The organism is Streptomyces sp. NPDC001070, assembly GCF_053598835.1.
Map to the genome: position 1 here is coordinate 68,439 of NZ_JBSFLB010000024.1, position 19,780 is coordinate 88,218.

Here is a 19,780-nt window from a genome sequence, read left to right on the forward strand (position 1 = left end):
GCCACGGGCAACTTTCGTACCCGTAGTACCTGAACGATCAGGAGTTCCCGAGGGGCGGGGCCCCGCGCGGGACGTCGGAGCAGGTGCCCGTCTTCTGCTCCGCCGCTCCTGCCGCGCCGGTGGCGTCGCCGCCGGGAGGGCCGGCGGACAGCTGGAGGCCGCGCAGGCGTCCGGCGCGGTTGAGCGTCACCCGGAGCGACTTCATGGCGGGCATGCGGGGATCACGGTAGGGATAGGCGACCGTCCACATGTCCGCCGACTCCGCCTCGGGCGCCTCCACCAGGGGCCGCGTCGCGTCGGCCTCCGCGGGGTAGCGCGCGGCCACGTACCGGCCGGCGACCCGGCGCGCGGCGGAGGGGTCGTTCACCGGTCCGGCCGCGCCCGGGATGGGGTATCCGGTCGGCGGCTGCGTGAGGGACGTGGTGCGCCCCCGCACGTCGATGGTGACGAGGTCCCGGTCCGGCCAGGTCATCTCGACCCCGGCGTCCGGTTCCAGTTCGGCCCAGGCCCGCTCGTTCACGCCGTCCACGCCGCACGGGGTGAAGTCCGAGACACCGGTGATCCGGAAGCCGCTCCCCAGCGCCCGGCGGACCACGTCGGCGATCGCCGCCCGCTGCTCGGCGGACGCGGCCCTGGCGGGCTCCGCGTGGTCGACGACCCGGACTTCGACGGTGGCCGCCAGCAGGCAGGCGCACGCGGTGAGGCCGGCCCCTGCCGCGATCGGCAGACGGCGACGGGGCAATCCCCAGGGCGGCAGGCGCCTGCCGCCGAGGCGGACGGAGAGCACCCCGAGGCCCACGCCCGCGACCGCCCCCAGGACATTGGCCACCAGATCGCTCGTGTCGCAGTAGCGGCCGATGGCGGGAACCACGGCCTGGACGCTCTCGATCCCGCAGCTGAGCAGGACGGACAGCAGAAGCGGCGGGACGGGGCGCCGGGCCGCTCGCAGACCGAAGAAGCCGATCGGGACGAAGAGGGCGATGTTCATCCGTCCCTGGGCCACGCCCAGCGGTTCCCACACGTCCTTGTTGACGACGCACATCACCGCGCCGGTCGCGGCCGTCCTGACCCAGAGCGTCAGCAGCAGCGCGGCCGTCGTGGAGGCGGCCCAGGCGGCATAGGCCCAGGGCCGGTCCGAGCGCCGGCGGAGCAGGTGCCCGGTGCCCCCGAACACCGCCGCGGAGAGAAGGACTACGAGGAGGACGTACATCACGTGCCGTCCGAAGACGAGATCGAGCAAGAGCCTGCCTTTCGAGAGCGCGACGGGGCGCCCGTCATCCGAGCAGGGCGGAGGTGAACCGGTGGTGAGCGGGACCCCTCACGCCCCGCTCACACCGCGGCCGCATACTGAGTGCTCCGGGAACGGATCGATGAGCGAAGGCGGGCAGGCGGTGCGCCACTGATGAACGAGGACGTCGACGCGGGGCGGTGCCTCGTATGAGGTTCGTCCCCCGCTGGATCCTCGACCGGCGCGGAAGCCTGCGGCTGCGGCTGACCGCCGTCTTCGGCCTGATGTTCTTCGTCGCCGCGGCCGTGGTGCTGGCGGCCACCGTGCTCCTGGTCCAGCGCTACCGGCAGTACCACCCCGGGACCGCGCCCTACCTCAAGGTCTATCCGCCGCTGACGGAGCAGCAGCAGAGTCAGGCGGCCAAGGAGCTGGGTTACGTGTCCGCCGCCTCGGCGGCGGACGCGCGCGCCGATGTGCTGTGGATGCTCAAGTGGGGCTCGCTCGTCGCCACCGCCGTGGGGGTCACCGCCACCGCCGCCGGCTGGCTCGTGGCGGGACGGCTGCTGCGGCCGCTCACCAGGATCACCGGCACGGCCGAGCGGGTCGCCGGGCGCACCCTGAACCAGCGGATCGCCCTGAACGCACCGCCCGGCGAGGTCAAGACCCTCGCGGACTCCTTCGACCGGATGCTGGAGCGGCTGGACGAGTCCTTCGCGGGCCAGGGCCGGTTCATCGCCAACGCGGCGCACGAGTTGAAGACCCCGCTGGTCATCAACCGCACCCTCGTCGAAGTGGCCGTGAACCGCCGTGACGCCCCGGCGCAGGTGCGGCACCTCGGCGAGGACCTGCTCGCGGTCAACGCCCGGCACGAGCGGCTCATCGACGCCCTGCTCGCCCTCGCCCGCTCCGAGAACGGCACCGTGGACCGGCTGCCCACCGACCTCGGCCAGGCGGCCACCTCGGTCGTCGAGGCCGCGGCGACGACGGCCGAACGGGCCGGAGTCACGGTCCAAGCGGATCTGCGCCCCGCACGGCTGGAGGGGGACCCGGTGCTGCTGGAGCAGCTCGCCCGGAACCTCGTCGACAACGCCGTCCGCTACAACGTCCCCGGCGGCACGGTCCACGTACGGACCGCCACGGTCCCCGAGGGCGTCCGGCTGACCGTCGCCAACACCGGGCTCGTCGTTCCCTCCCACGAGGTGCCCGTCCTCTTCCAGCCCTTCCGCAGGCTGACCGACCGCGTCGGGGCCGCGAAGGGCAGCGGCCTTGGCCTGTCCATCGTCCAGGCCGTCGCGCGCGCCCACGGAGGCGACGCCGACGCCGCGGCCCGTCCGGGCGGCGGCCTGACCGTCACCGTCACCCTGCCGGTCGGGGGCGCGGGCGGCGGCGGGCGGTAGCCGCCGGCTCTGTCGAGACGCGACCGTTCCGTTTTGTGCCGGCTTGCCGGCATGACGAATGCCCCCGCGCCCGGACGCCGTGTGTCCGGGGGACCGGTCCTGCAGGACGAGGTCACGCAGGCCCTCGCCTGGCCTTCTTCGAGGAGCTCGCCGCCGTCGGCTACGGCAGGCTCTCGCTGGAGGGTGCCGCAAAGGCGGCGATCCACCGCCGGTGGCCGTCGAAGCGGGAGATGACGGTCGCGCTGGTCTCCCGGGTCGCCGTGTCGGAGATCCGGCCGCACGACACCGGGAGCCTGCGCGGTGACCTCCTGCACTTCTTCCGCGACGCGCGGGTCGCGCTCTGCCACCCGCCGGCCTGCCGCATCGTCCCCGGCCTGCTCGCCGAGGCGACACGGGAACGGGAACTCGCCGACGCCCTCGTCCTCGCCGTCCGCCGCCACCGGCGCGAGAACGCGGCCCGCATCCTCCAGCGCGCCGTCGAACGCGGCGAACCCCAGGCCGGCATCGGCATCGAGGTCGCGCTCGACTTCCTCGGCGGTCCCCTCCACCGGCGGCCGGCGGTCACCCGGATGCCTGCCGACGGTGGTGGCGCGCGCGCTCCGCGACGGAGCGCGGGCGCCGCCGGCCGTGACGTCGCGGTGCGGGCACCTGCGGGGACGCCGCGTCAGACCGTCCCGTACCGGTCGAGGAGCGCCGCGATGTAGCCCTCCAGACGTTCCGTGAGCGTCGCGGGGGTGAGGTCGGCGCGGCCCAGCTCCCGCCAGGGGACGGCGACCTTCTCGGCGTCGGGTGCGAAGGCCAGGGCGTCCAGGAGCCGCCAGTAGAGGTGGGCTTCGGGCGCCTCGGTCAGACGGCCGCCCACGGCGGTGTAGAGGTCGGCGAAGCGCACTCCCGCTCCGGGGCCGTGGAGCAGCGCGAGGGCCGTGGCGCAGTGAGCCACGTCCAGGTCGGCCGGGCCCCAGGACGTCTCCACCCAGTCGACGACGCCGGTGATGCGCAACTCGTCGCCGTGCCCGGCGAAGAGCACATTGCCGGGGTGGAAGTCCCGGTGCAGGAAGCGGCCTTCGTGGCCGGGCGGGTCGCGACGGATGACGTCAACGGCGCGGGCCCAGAGCTCCGGCCGGTCCGTGGCCCGCGGAGGGCGGACCCGTTCGGGCGAGGTCCACGCCTGGTAGGCGCGGGGCCGGTGCTCCTCGGCGACCCGTACGGCGTGGATGCGGACGAGCTGCCGGGCCAGGAGCCCCGCCCGCGCCGCGGCGTCCCGCTCGTCCAGCCGGACGCCGCCGGGGAGCAACGACATGAGCAGCGACGGGTGGTCGCAGTGTTCCGCCGTCGCGTCGACGGCGTGGAGTTCCGCCACGGGGACGTCGGTCGGGCCAAGGAGCGTAAGGATGCGTGCCTCGCGGGTGAGGAGCCGCTCCGCGTGCCGGAGGTAGAAGGGCTTGACGAAGGACCGCAGGACCACATGACGTTCGCCGCCGGTCCCTTCGACGCGCAGGCGGCGCATCTGCGAGGTCCAGCCACCGAGCAGCCGTTCCGCGGGCTCGATCCGCTCCCCGTCGTCGAGGTGGCGGTCCACCCAGGCGCGGGTGGCCGCCCAGTCGGGCTCGGTGTCCTCCGTCACCCGGGCACCCTACCGGGCCCGTTGATCAGGCGGCGGCCGTCCTCCGTCCGCCGAGGATCATCGTGATCAGGGATCCGGCGGTGGCCCGGAGCCGCTCGGGGTCCTGGTAGACGCGTTCCATGACGACCGTGCCGCGGGTCATGGTGATCAGGACCCGCGCCGCCTCGGCGGCCGGGACGGTGAGCCGGCCGGCCGCGTCGTCACGGGAGAGCCGCTCGGCCATGACGCCCTCGAGCCGGTCCAGCATGTCGCGGATCGCGGTTCGGATGGGTTCCGCGTCGGCCTGGGTGTCGGTGGCCGTCTTGGTCGACAGGCAGCCGCGGGCCGGTGTGCCGCGGGTCATGGACGCGATGGTGAAGTCGAAGAAGTCCTCCAGCGCCCGCCGGACGTCCGGCTGGTCGAGCGTGGCGGCGGACTCGGCGAGGAAGGCGTCCGCGTAGTCCCGGAAGACGCGCAGGAACAGCGACTCCTTGTCGTGGTACGCGTTGTAGAGCGAGCCGCGCTGCACGCCCGTGGCGGTCGCCAGGTCCTGCATGGAGGTCGCTCCGTAGCCCTGGTTCCAGAAGACGTCCAGGATCCGGCCCAGAGTGTGCTGCTCATCGAACTGACGCCGTCCAGCCATGCCCTCACGTTATTTCATTTTTGACGCCTCCGTCAAAGTTTGCAACGCTGTCAAACATGACGGGGTTGTCAAAGATGGTCTGCGCGGATGGGCCGGGCCATGCCCGGACCCGCCGCGACCGGGCGGAAAGTGGACATGAGCACATGAGCACCACACCTCCCCGGCCCGCCGCGTGGCGGGCCATAGCGGCGGGCGCGAGCGCGAGTTTCGTCGGCATCGGCCTGGCCCGCTTCGCCTACACGCCCCTGGTCCCCGAGCTGATCACCGCCCGCTGGTTCTCCCCGACGGCGGTCGCCTACCTCGGCGCGGCCAACCTGGCCGGGTATCTCGCCGGCGCGCTGAGCGCCCGGCGGGTGGGGCGCCGGCTCGGCGACCGGCGGGCCCTGCGGTGGATGATGGCGCTCGCCACGCTGGCCCTGCTGGCCTGCAGCGTTCCCGTATCGGTGGTCTGGTTCTTCGTCTGGCGCGCGGCTTCCGGGGTGGCCGGTGGCGTGATCATGGTCCGGGTGGCCGGTGCCGTGCTCCCGCACCTGAGCGGCGCACGCCGCGGTGTGGCGGGCGGGGCGATCTTCGCGGGGCTCGGGGTGGGCATCGCCGCCTCGGGAACCCTGGTGCCCCTCCTGCTGCACCTCGGGCTGAGCCGGACCTGGATGGGCCTCGCGGCCCTGTGCGCGGTCCTGACGGCACTGAGCTGGAACGGCTGGCCCACCCCGTCTGCCGCCCCCACCCCGTCTGCCGCCCCCGCACCGGCGGCCCCGGCCGCCACCGCGGCCCGGAAGCCCGCCCGCTCGCCGCGGCTGCGCCTGCTGCTCGGCGAGTACGCCCTGATCTCGATGGGCCTCACCCCGGCCATGGCCTTCCTCGCCGACTTCGTCAGCCGGGGGCTCGGCCGGGGTTCCGGTAGCGGCTCCACGGTCTGGATCCTCTACGGACTCGGCGCGCTGGTCGGCCCCACCCTCTACGGCTTCCTCGGCGACCGCCTCGGCTTCGCCCGGGCGCTGCTGCTGATCACCCTGTTCCAGACGGCGGCCCTCGCCGCGCTGGCCATGGCGCACGGCCTGCTCGCGATCGCGGTACTGAGCGTGGTCATCGGCTCCTTCCCGCCCGGCGTCGTCCCCGTCGTCCTGGGGCGCGTCCACGAGCTGGTGCCGCGGCGCCCCGAGGCACAGTCGGCCGCCTGGGGCAAGGCCACCGTGGCCGGGGCCCTGTCGCTGGCCCTCTCCGCGTACCTGTACTCCTATGTCTTCGACCTGACCGGCCAGAGCCACCGCACGCTGTTCGTCATCGGCGCCGCCTCCCTCGTGCTCGCGCTCGTGGCCGGCGCCGCCGGGCGGTTCGTCCGCACGGACGCGGATGCGGACGCGGACACGGACGCGGAACGGGAAGCGCCGGCCGGCGCGCCGGGTGCGTCCGCCGCGGGGTGACGCGCCGGGGCGGGGCCGCGCCGTCGCGCGACCCCGCCCCTGTGTCACGCCGTCACTTCAGGCCGAAGGCCCGGACGACGGTCTGGCTGACGCTGTTGCCCTCGGCGTCCCGGGCGGTGGCCCGCAGCGTCGCGAAGCGGGCCTTGGACGGAGCGTCCAGACGCCCCTGCCAGGTGCCGCCCTTGTGCCGCAGCGAGGTCCGGTGCCAGGACCTGCCGTCGTCGTACGAGACCTCCAGGGTCGCCGCGCTGATCGGCGCTGCGCCCAGGACGCCCGGCAACTGCGAAGCGGTGACGTTCACTTCGCCGCGCCGGTGCGCCCGGCCCGACAGGTCGGTGGGCACCGCGTAGTCGAGTTGGACGAGCGCCATCGGCACCAGGGTGGTGTCGTCGGTGTACCCCGAGGTGAACCGCCACTCCGTGTGCGTGCGAACCGCGTACGGCCGTCCGGGCAGGTCGCGTGCGCCGTCCACGACGAGCCGGTAGGGCCGCGGTTCCGGCGAGGCCACCTCGGCGGAGACGTAGTCGACACCCTGACCGAGGAGTTCGTCGCCCTGGTAGAGCGAGGTCTGCGCGGTGGCGTCGCCGTCGAACACGATTCCCGCGTGACCGCCGGAGTCGCCCCAGGCGGGCATGCCGAAGACGGCCAGGATGTTGCCGACCCGGGAGGGCGCCGTCGCGATCGCGCTGTCACCGAGCAGCCGCGGGTGGTGCACCGGGGCGAACCACGTCTCGGCGTTCCGGCTGCGCGGCCGGTACGAGTGCGAAGAGCCGAACTCGGTCAGGTCCGGCACGGCCGCCTGCGCGACCCACTTGACGCCGGGCTTCGCCGTGACCCACGAGGTGGTCGCGCCCTGCGCGGGCACGGTGGTCACGGCGGCGCCGACCGCCCACGCGAAGTCGGGCGACAGGTCGTAGCGGATCGCGGCGGCCTCGCCCCGCTTGGTGTCGCGGAACGACTCGTCGATCCGGGCGAGTTCGCCCGCACCGGGCCGGTAGGAGGGATCGCGCGGGATGGCGCCGGCGTTGTGGCGCACCAGGTCGTACAGATAGTGCGGGTACGGGTGCGAGGCCAGCTTCAGCGTCGCCCCGTGCTGCTTGACCCGCGGCAGCAGCCGAGCTGCGTCGTCCGTGCCGAGCGAGGCCGCGGGCAGGGGAGCGCCCTCGGGCAGGTCTGCCCAGGCGTCCAGCGGCCCGTAGCCGTCGTTGAGGATCAGGAGCAGCCTGGCACCGGCCTTCTTCGCGGCCGCCGCCTGGTCCGGGGCGGGCACGGTGTCGCTGCGGCGCACGACCGCCACCTTGCCCCGCACCGTGAGCCGGGCGAAGTCCGCGGCCGAGCCGTCGCCCGCCCACACGGCTGCGTACGTGCCGGTGCCCTCGGGCAGCTTGGGCGACAGGCTCTGGATGACGACGTCGTCGTACGAGCGCCCGCCGGAGGAGAGCGTCAGCGGCGGCTGGACCTCACGCCAGCGGGTCGCGAAGGTGTACGAGCCCTGCGTCACCTTCGGCGTGGGGGTGACCCACAGGCTGTCGTAGAGCCAGAACTCGGGCTGGTAGCTGTCGAAGAACGCGTGCAGGTCCTTGTACGAGCGGTACTGGTCGACGCGCAGGTAGCTGTTCGCGGTCCGCTGCGGGGCGACCGCGGCGGCCTTGCGCAGCGCGCCGGCGTCGAAGCGGACCGTGCGGTCGCCGTCGAGGACGACCTCGGGGGCGCTCAGCACGGCCAGACCGCGCGAGTGCGTGCCGTCGATGCCGGGCACCGCGGCGTACATCCAGGCCGCGTAGGTGCTCGGACGCACGCTGAGGGAGACGCTCCCGGAGTCGTCGACGGAGTACACCTGGGGGATCGTGTCGCGCGCGACGTCCTTCAGGATGACCATGCCGGGCAGCGGTCCGCCGCGCCGGTCCTTCGCCGTGAAGGAGAGGTTGACCCGGCGGCTCTCCTTGCTGAGGCCGATCGGGGTGTGGGTGCGGAGCGTGCCGTCGGTGCCGGTGGCGGTGAGCACCGCGCTGTAGCCCGCGTCGTCCTGCGCCGCGTCGAGGTGGCTGACGACGCCCACGGTGGCGGTGCCGTGCGCCGGCACGGTCAGCCGGGAGTCGGTGAGTGTGAACAGCCCCTCCGGCACACCGGGCGCGTTCACCGCCAGATCCACGGTGACCGGGTCGGCGCCGGTGTTGGTGTAGGTGACGTCCTTGCGGACGGTCTGCCCCGGCGTGTAGGGCCAGTGGGTGCGGGTGAACACCGAACCCGTCGCGAACAGCGAGTCGTTCACGGTGGCCGCGATGTCGAGCCGGCCGCTGCCGCCCGTGTAGGGGCTGTACTGCCGGGTCGTCTTCGTCGTGCTGACCAGGGCGTCCTTCAGCTGCTGCCCCGTCCAGTCCGGGTGCCTCGCGGACAGCAGGGCCGCGGCGCCCGCGACGTGGGGCGTCGCCATGGACGTGCCGCTCATCGTCAGGTACGAGCCCTCGCCTTCCGGCGCGTACTGCGAGCGCGCGGCGAGCACGTCGACGCCGGGCGCGGTCAGGTCGGGCTTGAGCGCGCTGTCGCCCGTGCGCGGACCGCGGCTGGAGAACGACGCCAGCCGGTCCTGCCCGTCGACCGCGCCCACCGTGAGCGCGGCGTCCGCCGCGCCGGGCGCGCTCACGCTGTACGGTGCCGGACCCGAGTTGCCCGCCGCGATGACGAACAGCGCGCCGGTCTCCTCGCTGAGCCGGTTCACGGCCTGGCTCAGCGGGTCGGTGCCGTCGGTGGGCCCGCCGCCGAGGCTCATGCTGACGACCTTCGCGTGCTGATCGCGGGCCGCCCACTCCATGCCGGCGAGGATCCAGGAGTCCTGGCCGTTGCCGTCGTTGTTCAGCACCTTGCCGATGTGCAGCGCGGCACCCGGGGCGACACCCTGCTCCTTGCCGCCGGACGCGGCGCCGGTGCCGGCGACCGTCGAGGCGACGTGGGTGCCGTGGCCGTGCCGGTCGGTGACGTCCTGGCCGGGCACGAAGCTCTGCGTCGCCGCGATTCGCCCGCCGAAGTCGGGGTGCGCGGCGTCGATCCCGGTGTCCAGTACGGCGACGTCCACGCCCTGTCCGGTGTCCCCGCCCTGCCAGACCTGCGGGGCGCCGATCTGCGCCGTGGTGTCGGCGAGCGCGGCCTTGACCTTCCCGTCCAGCCACACCTTGGCAATGCCGCCCGCCAGTTGTCCGGACGACGGCTCGGTGCCGGCCGCCCTGGCTCCGGCCGGGGCCGCCTCGGTGCCGGTGAGGGAGGACCAGAAGTCCGCCGCCCGCGCGTGCCGCGCGGATATCGCGGCTCCCTGGATGCTGCTGAGGGTCAGCGTCCTGCTCGCCCCCTCGGGCGTCTTCGCGCTGCGGGAGCGGGCGGCCGCGTCGGTGTACGTGACGATCAGCGGCAACTGGTCGCTGCGGGCGTCGTCATAGCCGTCCGCGAGGAGCCCGGTGACGTTGAACAGCTGCTCGTCCAGGGCTCCCGACGCGATGTAGGGGAGCGCGGCGTCGGGGTACACATAGGTGTCGGCGCCGACCGTCATGACGTGTGCGCCACTGGGCCGGCCCTGCTGATCGCGTACGGTCGTGGCGGTGTGCCCGTCGGCCGTGGCGGTCACGGTGACCTTGTCGCCGGTGATGAGGGTGACGGTGCGCGGAACGCCGGTGCGACCGGCGGGTGCGGTGGCGGGGGAGGCCGCGGCGGCCGGAGGGGACGCCGCGACGGAGTCCGCGACGGCCGGTCCGGTGGCCGTCAGCGCCGCCAGCACGACGGCGGCGGCGGCGGTCAGCCCGCGTCTGCGGGACGGAGGCAAGGACAAAGGGAACCCCAAGATGATCGGAGTGCTCAAGGACTCCCAGAGTCAGCCACAGTCGTGTTGCGCCCTGTAGCGAACCGCCCTGTCGCGCTTGGGACATGTCCCAGAGTGGACACGGCGCCGTACGTGTCGTGCGGCGGAAGGGGCGAGGCCCGGGCGCGGGGGGCCCGGTGCCCGGCGCGCGAACGCGCCGACGGGCCCAAGTCCCCGCGGGGCGAGGCGAAAGGGAGTGGTCAGCGCCACCGCCGCCGCGCGGCGGCCGTGACCACGGCAGCGCGGCGTACGAAGGGAAACGGGGGCGCAGGTTTCACGGACGTCCTCGCAAGCGACCCCGCGGTTACCTCACATATCCTCACCAGCCAACAACTGTCACCGCTGCGTTGATCAACACTCGCTGGCAACTCGCATATAGTGACCGCGAGTTCCCAGCGAACACGGAACCCGACCGGGTCCGTGCGCACGGTAATGCCCGTTTTTGTTGGATTCTCTTCGCCCGTCCCACCCGTCCGTACCCGCCCCGAGGTCACTGATCGATGACAGCGCAGACCGCGCTCCCGCGCCCGCGGACCGGGCGCCTGCGCATCCCGGCACGGCCGCGTGAGCAGCGTGCTCCGCTCATGTACGTGGCGCGGGCTCTGGCGGTGCCCCTGGTGGTCACCGTGCCGGTCGCCGTATGGCTGGTGGCCGCCGCGCCCCGGTCGCTGCGGGTGCCCGGCGCGTCCGCGTCCGTAGCCGGCATCCTCGTACTGGTCTGCGCCGTGGCCGTCGCTGCGCAGGAGCGCTGGCGGGCACGGCGGCTGACCGGCGAGGTCGCGGCCCTCCGGGCGGACGCCAAGCGGTTCGCCGAAGAGGTGCTGCCCGCCGCCGCCGACCGGATCGCCGCCGGCGAGTCCGTGGACCGGGCGCTGGCCGCGGTGCGGGAGCCGCTGAGCGGCGCGCAGCGCCGGGTGCTGACCCTGGTCGCCGACCGGGTGGGCACGAGCGAGTCACGGCGTGCCGCGGCCATGGCCGTCGGCGCCAACGCCGCCGGACGGATGCAGGCGCTGGCCACCGGCATGCTGGCCGACCTGCGGCAGATGGAGCACCGCCACACCGACCCGGCCGTCCTGCACGACCTGCTCCACCTGGACCACCGCACCGCCCAGGCCGGCCGGCTCGCGGACAGCATCGCCGTGCTGACCGGGGCCCGTTCCGGACGCCGGTGGGCCAAGCCGATCAGGATGGAGTCGATCCTGCGCGGCGCGATGGGGCGTATCGCCGGCTACCAGCGGGTGCGGCTCCACTCCACCAGCGAGGTCGCCGTCGTCGGCCACGCCGCCGAGGGCGTGATGCACGCGCTGGCCGAACTCATGGACAACGCGGCCAACTTCTCCCCGCCCACCGCCGAGGTCCACGTGTACGTGGAGGAGGTGCCCGCGGGGGCCGTCATCACGGTCGAGGACAGCGGCCTGGTCATGGGCGAGGTCGCGCTGCGCCGGGCGCAGAGCGCCGTCGCGGCGGCGTCCGCGGACCTGACCGGCCTGTCCGGCACCAGGCTGGGCCTGACGGTGGTGGGGCGGCTGGCCCGCAAGCACGGGCTGACGGTGTCCTTCCGGCCCTCCGCCCGCGGTGGCACCGGCGCGGTGATGATGATCCCGCAGGAACTGCTCACCGTCCCGCGCCCCGGCACGGACTCCGGCCCGGACGTCGCTCCCGTCCTGCCCCCGGACGAGCCGGCAGCGCTCCCGCCCGCTCCGGCGCCGGCCCCGGCCCCGGCATCGGTCGTCCCCGATGAGGAAGTCGACTCGGCGGCCACCGAGTTGGGCGAGAGCGGCCTGCCGAAGCGCCGACGCGGCCGGACCCTGGCCGCCGCCGGGCACGACCGGCCCGCCGCTGCCCCGAGGACCTCGGGTACCGGCGGCCAGGGCACCGCGGCGGAGCGGGCCGCCCGGTTCAGCACCTTCCGCAGCGCGGTGAACGGCTCCAGCGCCACCGGCCCCGCCCCCGCCCCCGACCCCGTGTCCGCGCCCGGCGCGGGCCGTGACGAGCACAACGCGACGGACCCATCCCCAGAAAGCGACACGAGATGACCGCACCAGCCCCCGGCAGCACCAGTACGGACGAGCGGCTCAACTGGCTGCTGGAGAACCTGCTGGAGCGCACACCCGGCGCCCGCCACGCCCTGGTCCTGTCCCGGGACGGACTCAAGCTGTGCCGCACCCCCGAGCTGTCGGTGGACCAGGCGGACCAGCTCGCGGCGATCTCCGCCGGCATCCAGAGCCTGTCGCAGGGCGCGTCCATCGAGTTCGGCGACGGCAGCGGCGGAGTGCGCCAGGCCATGACCGAGTTCTACGGCGGGATCCTGTTCATCGTGGAGGCGGGCGACGGCGCCCATCTGGCCGTCGTCGCCGACGAGGACGCCGAGGTCGGCCTGATCGGCCACAACATGCACGAGCTGGTCGAGCAGCTCGGCGAGCACCTGAGCGCGCCCCCGCGTGAGGTGCCCGGTGAGGACGGCGACGGCGCATGACACCCCGCCCGGGCCGGGAGGAGGATCCGGACCGGCTGTACACCCTCACGTCGGGCCGCAGCCGGCCTGCGTCCGATGTGTTCGACCTGGTGACCCTGGTGGTCGCCGAGTGCGATCCGGTTCCGGGGATGCAGTCCGAGCACGCGGCGATCCTGCGGATCTGCCGGCGGCCCACCGCGGTGGTGGAGCTGGCCGCGGACCTGGGGCTGCCCGTCGGCATCACTCAGGTGCTGCTGTGCGATCTGCTGGACACCGGCCGGATCAGCGCCCGCCATCCCCGTACCGCCCGGACGGCGGCTCAACTTCCGGACCCCGAGATCCTGGAGCAGGTGCTCGTTGGACTACGCAACCTCTGACCCCGGCCGAGTTCCCGGCCTGCCGGGGCCGCGGGCGCCGCTGCACGCGACCGCCGACAACGGGCTGAAGATCGTCATCACCGGCGGGTTCGGCGTGGGGAAGACGACCATGGTCCGCTCGGTCAGCGAGATCCGCCCGCTGAACACCGAGGAGACCATGACGCAGGCCGGCGCGGAGGTCGACGACCTCGCCGGAGTGGGGGCCAAGACCTCCACGACGGTGGCCTTCGACTTCGGCCGGATCAGCATCAACACGCGTACCGTGCTGTACCTGTTCGGGGCGCCCGGGCAGGAGCGGTTCTGGTTCCTGTGGGACCGGCTGTTCTCCGGCACGCTCGGCGCGGTGGTACTGGTCGACACCCGCCGCCTGGACGACTCCTGGTACGCGATCGACCGCCTGGAGCACCACGGCACGCCGTTCGTGGTCGCCCGCAACGACTTCGGCGGACCGAAGCACACCGAGGAGCAGGTCCGCGACGCGCTGTCGCTTCCGGACGGGGTGCCGCTGGTGGACTGCGACGCGCGGTCCCGCCAGTCGTCCAAGGACGTCCTCATCACCCTCGTCCGGCACCTGCAGACCCTGTCCGCCGCCAGCCCGCGTGCCCGGGAGAGGACCGCACCGTGACCAGTCAACCATCCCCGGCCGCCGGCACCGACCCGTTCGCCGGGGCGGTGCCGTTCAGCGGTCCGCGCTTCCACATCGAACCCGCGGCCCTGTACAGGGAGTTGCGGCGCGACCACGGCGCCCTCGCGCCGGTGATGCTCGACGGCGACGTGCCGGCCTGGCTGGTGCTGGGCTACCGGGAACTGCTGCATGTCACCGGCGACCCGGTGCTGTTCAGCCGCGACTCGGAGTTGTGGAACCAGTGGGACCGCATCCCCGACGACTGGCCGCTGCTGCCCATGATCGGGCGCAAGCAGCCGTCGATCCTCTACACCGTCGGCGAACGGCACCGTCGGCGCGCCGCGATGATGGGCAACGCCATGGAGGCCATCGACGCGGTCGACCTGCGCCGGTACGCCGAGGGCTACGCCGACGCACTGATCGACACCTTCTGCGGCCGCGGCGCGGCGGACCTGCTCGCGGACTTCGCGATGCTGCTGCCGGTCCGCGTGCTGGCCCGGCTCTACGGGTTCCCCGAGGAGCAGGGCCCCCACCTGGTCAAGGCGGTCAAGGACCTGGTCGACGGGGGACAGGACGCCATCCCCGGCCAGGTGTACGTCTACACCGCGATGAGCGAGCTGCTCCAGGCCAAGAAGGAGCAGCCGGGCGCGGACGTCGTCTCGCGGATGCTCGCCGACCGGTACGACTTCTCCGACGAGGAGATCGTGCAGGACATGATGGTGATGACCGTGGCCGGGCACCAGCCCACCGCGGACTGGATCGGCAACTCGCTGCGGCTGATGCTCACCGACGACCGCTTCGCCGCCTCGTTCACCGGCGGCCGGCACAGCGTCGGGCAGGCCATGAACGAGGTGCTGTGGGAGGACACCCCCACCCAGAACATCGCCGGGCGGTGGGCCAGCCGCGACACCCGGCTCGGCGGTCGCCACATCTCCTCCGGCGACCTGCTCATCCTCGGCTTCGCCGCCGCCAACGCCGACCCCCAGGTACACCTGGAGGCCGGGGCCTCCACCAACGGGAACAACGCCTGGTTCTCCTTCGGCCACGGCGAGCACCGCTGCCCGTTCCCGGCGCAGGAGATCGCCGAGGCCATCGCCCGCACCGGCATCGAGGTGCTGCTGGACCGCCTGCCCGACCTGGATCTGGCGGCGGACCCCACCGGACTGGTGCGCCGCCCGTCCCCGTGGCTGCGGGGCATGACCAAGCTCCCCGTGCGTTTCACCCCCACTCCCGCCCTAGGAGAAAACTGATGAAGTGCCCGGTCACCGGCCACGACGCCGCCTCCCCCATCGTGCTGGACCCGCTGGTGGGCGACCTGGTCGCCGAGAGCGCCGCGCTGCGCGACGCGGGCCCGCTGGCCGCGGTCGAGCTGCCCGGCGGGGTCCCGGTGTGGGCGGTCACCCACCACGCCGAGGCGCGTGCGCTGCTGACCGACCCCCGGCTGGTGAAGGACATCGCCCACTGGGACGCCTTCACCCGCGGTGAGATACCCGCCGACTGGGCGCTGATCGGCCTCGCCAACCCGGGCCGGTCCATGCTCACCGTGGACGGCGCCGACCACCGCCGGCTGCGCGGACTGGTCGCCCAGGCCCTCACCCCGCGCCGGGTGGAGCAGATGCGCGCCCGCATCGAGGAGCTCACCTCCGGCCTGCTGGACCGCGTCGAGGAGGCGGCCCGCGCGTCGGAGGTGGTGGACCTGAAGGCGACCTTCGCCTACCCGCTGCCGATGTACGTCGTCCAGGAGCTCATGGGCATCGACGAGGCCCACCTGCCGCGACTGAAGGTGCTGTTCGAGAAGTTCTTCTCCACCCAGACCCCGCCCGAGGAGGTCATCGCCACCCTCGGCGAACTCGCGGGCCTGATGGCCAAGACCGTCGCCGACCGGCGCGCCGAGCCCGGCGACGACCTGACCAGCGCGCTGATCGCGGCCTCGGAGGAGGGCGACCACCTCTCCGACGAGGAGATCCAGAGCACCCTGCAGCTGATGATCGCGGCCGGGCACGAGACCACGATCTCCCTGATCGTCAACGCGGTCGTCAACCTGCTCACCCACCCCGACCAGCTCGCCCTGGTCCGGGACGGCAAGGCGAGCTGGGAGTCGGTGGTCGAGGAGACCCTGCGCCACTCCACGCCGACCTCGCACGTGCTGATCCGCTTCGCCACGGAGGACGTCCCCGTGGGCGACAAGGTCATCGCCAAGGGCGAGGCCCTGATCGTCTCGTACGCGGCGATCGGCGGCGACGAGAACCAGCACGGCCCGACCGCCGGCGTCTTCGACATCACCCGCCCCCACCCCATCCGGCACATCGCCTTCGGGCACGGCCCGCACGTGTGCCCCGGCGCCGCCCTGTCCCGTCTGGAGGCCGCGGTCGCCCTGCCCGCCCTGTTCGAGCGCTTCCCGAAGCTGGATCTGGCCGTGCCGGCCACGGAGCTGCGCAACAAGCCGGTCGTGACCCAGAACGACCTGTACGAGCTGCCCGTCACCGTGAGCTGACCGGCCGTCGGCAATCGGCGGTGCCCCGCCCCCGCACCGGGGCGGGGCACCGCCGATCGCGTCCGGCCCCGGTGCCGGTGTGCCCCGGCGGGTCCCGGGAGGACCGTGACGTAGGGTGCCCTGGACCGCGCGACGACGAGGAGAGCCCCGTGCCACCGCATGGCAAGCCGCTGCGCAAGCTCGGCTTCCTGACCATCGGGTCGTTCGACGAGGCGGACCCGCGCCGCGGACACGAGTCGACGCTCGAGATGATCGAACTCGGGGAGCGGCTGGGCTTCGACAGCGCGTGGGTGCGCCACCGCCATCTGCAGTTCGGCGTCTCCTCGCCCGTCGCGGTCCTCGCGGCCGCCTCGCAGCGCACCAGCCGCATCGAACTCGGAACGGCGGTGATCCCCCTGGGGTGGGAGAACCCGCTGCGGCTGGCCGAGGACCTGGCGACGGTCGACATCCTGTCCGGCGGCCGCCTCAACCCGGGCGTCAGCGTGGGGCCGCCGATGCACTTCGACGAGGTCCGGCACGCCCTCTACCCCGACACCGCCGGGCAGGAGGACTTCGGCTACGGCCGGGTGCAACGCCTTCTGGACTTCGTACGGGGCGAGCGGGCCACCGACTTCGGCGGCACCGAGGGATTCGAGGTCTTCTCCGACCGCGTCCAGCCCCATTCCCCGGGGCTGGTCGGCCGCATGTGGTACGGCGGGGGCAGCCTTCGCTCCGCCCGGTGGGCAGGGGCCCACGGTATGAATCTGCTGACCAGCAGCGTCGTCAAGGCGGAGGAGTCGCAGGACTTCGCCGAGATCCAGCTGTCGCACATCAGGGCCTTCCGCGCCGCGCACCCCGACGGCGACCGCGCCCGGGTCTCCCAGGGTCTCGTCGTCGTTCCCACCGACAGCGCCTCCGCGCGGCAGCGGGAGAAGTACGAGGAGTACGCCCGCCGGAGGCTGCCGCGCACGGCCGCCCCACAGGGGCCGGGACGTCTGATGTTCGCCCCGGACATCGTCGGGACCTCCGACGAGATCGCGGAGCGGCTCTCCGCGCACGCGGCCTTCCGCGAGGTCGACGAGGTGGCGTTCGCGCTGCCGTTCGACTTCGAACCGGAGGACTACGTGCAGATTCTCACCGACATCGCCACCCGCCTCGGTCCGGCACTCGGCCGGCGGACGGGTTCCTGACGGCGACGCGGCCCGGCGCACGCGGTCCCGTGCGGCACGCCGGGCGGGGCCGGGCATGAAGGAGCCGTCCGGCGCGGCGCTCCCGGGCCGGACGGCGGTGGTCGTGCCCTCACCGCGCGCCGGCGGCGGGCGGCGTCACCTCCCAGGTGTCGACGGCGAAGCGCAGCGCCAGGCCGTGCGCGAGGTAGAGCGCCGCAGTTCGGTCTCCACCGTCCCGAGGTCCGTCTCGGGGCGTCCGATCTCCATGACGTCGATCGCGTCGAGCAGTTCGCAGATGGCGGGTGCGTCCCCGAGGACGGCCGGCCGTACGGTGGTGGCCGTCCCGTGACTGTCGGCACCGGCACCGGGGACGTGCAACCGCTCTTCGCGGCACCCTTGACGAGGCCGCCCGGACTCAGGCCCCGGCGGGTTCGGCCTCGGCGGCTGCGGCGCGTTCGGCTGCGGCGGGTTCGGCGCCGGTGTCGCGCTGGGCGGGGATGGCGACCTCGGGCAGCTCCGCGGTCGAGAAGATCTCCGGCTCCCCGGACGGCCGCCGGTCACGGAGCACGTCCCCGACGATGAGGGCGACCACCGCGGCCGAACCGACGAACTCCAGCAGGCTCTGTCCGGTGTCGACGACGGTCACCGGCATCGTGCCCGCCGCGTACCCCCACAGCTCCGTGAACGCCGACGGCATCATGAACAGTGACAGGCCGACGGAGAACCCGGTGGCGACGGGCCGGCGCCGGGCGGCGAGCAGCATGCCGGCCCCGCACAGCACCGTCAGGCAGGCCCACTGGTACGGGGACGACACCCCGAGGACCGCCCGCCCGCCGCCCTTGCCGACGAGCAGGTCGGTGAGCACACCGGGGCCGACCTGAAAGGCCGTCACCGTGTTCCGGCCGATGTAGAAGATGTTCAGCACCGCGAGCAGCAGCCCGGAGGCCGTGGCCGTCACCTTCACGGGCCGGACCCCGCCGCCCGCCACCGCGTCCGAGGCGGTGGCCTCGTACTCCATGTGCCGCGCGAGGAGCAGGAGCGCGCCCAGGACCAGGGCGAGCACCACGGCGAGGACGGCGGTTCCGCCGACGGTGTTCACGGAGGCGCCCGTCAGGGTGCCGAACCAGGGGTCGGAGGACGAGTTGAGCAGCACGTACCAGACCGCGGGGAGGCGGAAGCCGAGTGTCACGGCGCACGCGGTCACCAGCAGGCCGCCGGCGCCGCGGGTCTGGAACAGCGTGGCCAGCCCGGCGGCGAGCTGGAGCGCCGCCAGACCCAGGTCCAGGGAGGACGTGGCCGACAGACCGGGCACCCAGCCCGTCGTCCACAGCGCCCATGCGCCCGGAAGTCCGCGGATAACGATGTCATAGACAAGCCAGAAGGCCGTCTGGGCGAACAGCGCCAGGCTGAGCACGGCCACGGCGATCCGCACTTGATTGATCGACAACCCCGGATGGTTCATGGCGCGCTGTCCCCTCGACGACCAGCAGTGGTTGATATCGCAACGACCCAACAACGGAGGAGAGCATAGACCGTCCCCGTGCCTCGCATTGACCAACGCACCCCCGCTGAGGCGGCCTTCGCCAACTGCGCGCGAACGACCGGCCAACAGTGGGTGAATGACGCCTCATCAGGGACGCCGGGTCCCGAACCTGGGAGGATCGCGGAGGAACAGCGCGGCAGTCGGGGACGGGGGAGTGGCCATGGTGCGCGGAACGCTGGCGATCACGGGCGTGGCGGGGAACATCGGGTCCGTGGTGCGTGCCGCACTGCGCGGCGAGACCGAACGGCTGGTGCTGCTCGACCGGGTACCGCTGCGCCCGGAGGCCGCCAACGAGGAGGCGCACACCGTCGACCTGCGGGACGCCCCCGCCGTCGAAGCGGCCCTCAAGGGCGCCGACCACGTGCTCCACCTGGGCGGCATCCCCGACGAGGCGCCCCTCGCCGACCTGCTGGACACCAACGTCCTGGGCACCCACCACGTCCTGGAGGCCGCCCGGCGCACCGGCATCCCGCGCGTGGTGCTGGCCGGCAGCAACCGCGTCACGGGCTTCTACCCCACCGGGCACCGCACGGCCCCCGACGAACCGGTGCGCCCCGACGGCCTGTACGGGGTGAGCAAGGCGGCCGTCGAGGCGCTGGGGCGGCTCTACGCGGACAAGTTCGGCCTCTCGGTGATCTGCCTGCGCATCGGCAGCTTCGAGGCGGAACCCGGTGAGCTCCGGCATCTGGCGACCTGGCTCAGCCACCGCGACGCCGTCGGCTGGGTCAGGGCCGCGCTCACCGCGCCGCCGGCCGTCCGCTTCGCCACCGCGTACGCCGTGTCCGCCAACACCCGCCGCTTCTGGCGGCTCCCCGACCCGTCGGTCCTGGACTACGCCCCCGTCGACGACGCCGAGAGGTACGCCGCCCGCTTCGCCGCCGGACCCGGCGACACCCCTCAGGACCCCGGCGCCCCGGACCCCGCCGCGCCCCAGGGCGGCCCGTACGCCCTGCCCGACGTGACGCTCGCGCACCTGCGGCGGTGACCCCGAAGAGC

Annotated in this window: 17 protein-coding genes; 11 read left to right on the forward strand and 6 right to left on the reverse strand. The window is 73.5% G+C overall.

The window, feature by feature from the left end; genetic code table 11:
• Nucleotides 1-37: 37 nt before the first annotated feature.
• Nucleotides 38-1,240 (reverse strand): VanZ family protein, encoded by a 1,203-nt coding sequence (locus tag ACWDAS_RS27185; RefSeq protein ID WP_450395863.1) that lies wholly within the window; start codon nucleotides 1,238-1,240, stop codon nucleotides 38-40.
• Between the two features lie 197 nt (nucleotides 1,241-1,437).
• On the opposite strand from ACWDAS_RS27185, the gene ACWDAS_RS27190 reads away from it, so the two are divergent.
• Together ACWDAS_RS27190 and ACWDAS_RS27195 are read left to right on the forward strand one after the other, a co-directional pair.
• On the forward strand, nucleotides 1,438-2,625 hold the full coding sequence (locus ACWDAS_RS27190) for a sensor histidine kinase (RefSeq protein WP_450395866.1): 1,188 nt from the start codon (nucleotides 1,438-1,440) through the stop codon (nucleotides 2,623-2,625).
• Nucleotides 2,626-2,855: 230 nt separating this feature from the next.
• Nucleotides 2,856-3,329 (forward strand): TetR-like C-terminal domain-containing protein, encoded by a 474-nt coding sequence (locus tag ACWDAS_RS27195; RefSeq protein ID WP_450395869.1) that lies wholly within the window; start codon nucleotides 2,856-2,858, stop codon nucleotides 3,327-3,329.
• Here ACWDAS_RS27195 and ACWDAS_RS27200 read toward each other — a convergent pair.
• A complete protein-coding gene (locus ACWDAS_RS27200) occupies nucleotides 3,290-4,249 on the reverse strand; it encodes a phosphotransferase family protein (protein ID WP_450395872.1) in 960 nt (319 codons plus the stop codon). The genes ACWDAS_RS27195 and ACWDAS_RS27200 overlap by 40 nt on opposite strands.
• A gap of 25 nt (nucleotides 4,250-4,274) precedes the next feature.
• The gene (locus ACWDAS_RS27205) at nucleotides 4,275-4,871 is read right to left on the reverse strand and encodes a TetR/AcrR family transcriptional regulator (protein WP_450395875.1); all 597 of its coding nucleotides are present in this window, start codon (nucleotides 4,869-4,871) and stop codon (nucleotides 4,275-4,277) included.
• 143 nt (nucleotides 4,872-5,014) lie between these two features.
• Between ACWDAS_RS27205 and ACWDAS_RS27210 the strand changes: the two genes are divergently transcribed.
• Nucleotides 5,015-6,295 carry a YbfB/YjiJ family MFS transporter gene (locus ACWDAS_RS27210; protein WP_450395877.1) on the forward strand — a complete coding sequence of 427 codons (1,281 nt, stop codon included), beginning with the start codon at nucleotides 5,015-5,017 and terminating at the stop codon, nucleotides 6,293-6,295.
• A 52-nt stretch (nucleotides 6,296-6,347) separates the two neighbouring features.
• Here the strand turns inward: ACWDAS_RS27210 and ACWDAS_RS27215 are convergent, their stop codons facing one another.
• A complete protein-coding gene (locus ACWDAS_RS27215; RefSeq protein WP_450395879.1) occupies nucleotides 6,348-10,106 on the reverse strand; it encodes a S8 family serine peptidase in 3,759 nt (1,252 codons plus the stop codon).
• Nucleotides 10,107-10,642: 536 nt separating this feature from the next.
• On the opposite strand from ACWDAS_RS27215, the gene ACWDAS_RS27220 reads away from it, so the two are divergent.
• The 7 genes from ACWDAS_RS27220 (at nucleotide 10,643) to ACWDAS_RS27250 (ending at nucleotide 17,262) form a co-directional block, all read left to right on the forward strand.
• A complete protein-coding gene (locus ACWDAS_RS27220; protein ID WP_450395882.1) occupies nucleotides 10,643-12,178 on the forward strand; it encodes a sensor histidine kinase in 1,536 nt (511 codons plus the stop codon).
• Entirely contained in the window at nucleotides 12,175-12,618 is a 444-nt protein-coding gene (locus tag ACWDAS_RS27225; protein ID WP_450395884.1) for a roadblock/LC7 domain-containing protein, read from the forward strand. Before ACWDAS_RS27220 ends, ACWDAS_RS27225 begins: the two co-directional genes overlap by 4 nt.
• Complete coding sequence (locus tag ACWDAS_RS27230; protein WP_450395887.1) at nucleotides 12,615-12,974, forward strand: DUF742 domain-containing protein; 360 nt, start codon at nucleotides 12,615-12,617, stop codon at nucleotides 12,972-12,974. The genes ACWDAS_RS27225 and ACWDAS_RS27230 overlap by 4 nt, the downstream gene beginning before the upstream one ends.
• On the forward strand, nucleotides 12,955-13,599 hold the full coding sequence (locus ACWDAS_RS27235; RefSeq protein ID WP_450395890.1) for a GTP-binding protein: 645 nt from the start codon (nucleotides 12,955-12,957) through the stop codon (nucleotides 13,597-13,599). Before ACWDAS_RS27230 ends, ACWDAS_RS27235 begins: the two co-directional genes overlap by 20 nt.
• Nucleotides 13,596-14,849, forward strand: a complete 1,254-nt coding sequence (locus ACWDAS_RS27240; protein ID WP_450395892.1) for a cytochrome P450 — start codon at nucleotides 13,596-13,598, stop codon at nucleotides 14,847-14,849. Before ACWDAS_RS27235 ends, ACWDAS_RS27240 begins: the two co-directional genes overlap by 4 nt.
• Nucleotides 14,849-16,093: a cytochrome P450 family protein gene (locus ACWDAS_RS27245; protein ID WP_450395895.1), complete on the forward strand. Its 1,245-nt coding sequence runs from the start codon at nucleotides 14,849-14,851 to the stop codon at nucleotides 16,091-16,093. The genes ACWDAS_RS27240 and ACWDAS_RS27245 overlap by 1 nt, the downstream gene beginning before the upstream one ends.
• Before the next feature lie 149 nt (nucleotides 16,094-16,242).
• On the forward strand, nucleotides 16,243-17,262 hold the full coding sequence (locus tag ACWDAS_RS27250) for an LLM class flavin-dependent oxidoreductase (RefSeq protein ID WP_450395898.1): 1,020 nt from the start codon (nucleotides 16,243-16,245) through the stop codon (nucleotides 17,260-17,262).
• Nucleotides 17,263-17,397: 135 nt separating this feature from the next.
• Here the strand turns inward: ACWDAS_RS27250 and ACWDAS_RS27255 are convergent, their stop codons facing one another.
• Nucleotides 17,398-17,619: a hypothetical protein gene (locus ACWDAS_RS27255; RefSeq protein ID WP_450395900.1), complete on the reverse strand. Its 222-nt coding sequence runs from the start codon at nucleotides 17,617-17,619 to the stop codon at nucleotides 17,398-17,400.
• 37 nt (nucleotides 17,620-17,656) lie between these two features.
• Entirely contained in the window at nucleotides 17,657-18,688 is a 1,032-nt protein-coding gene (locus ACWDAS_RS27260) for a hypothetical protein (RefSeq protein WP_450395903.1), read from the reverse strand.
• Nucleotides 18,689-18,944: 256 nt separating this feature from the next.
• On the opposite strand from ACWDAS_RS27260, the gene ACWDAS_RS27265 reads away from it, so the two are divergent.
• Nucleotides 18,945-19,769: an NAD-dependent epimerase/dehydratase family protein gene (locus tag ACWDAS_RS27265; protein WP_450395906.1), complete on the forward strand. Its 825-nt coding sequence runs from the start codon at nucleotides 18,945-18,947 to the stop codon at nucleotides 19,767-19,769.
• The last annotated feature ends 11 nt before the right edge of the window (nucleotides 19,770-19,780 follow it).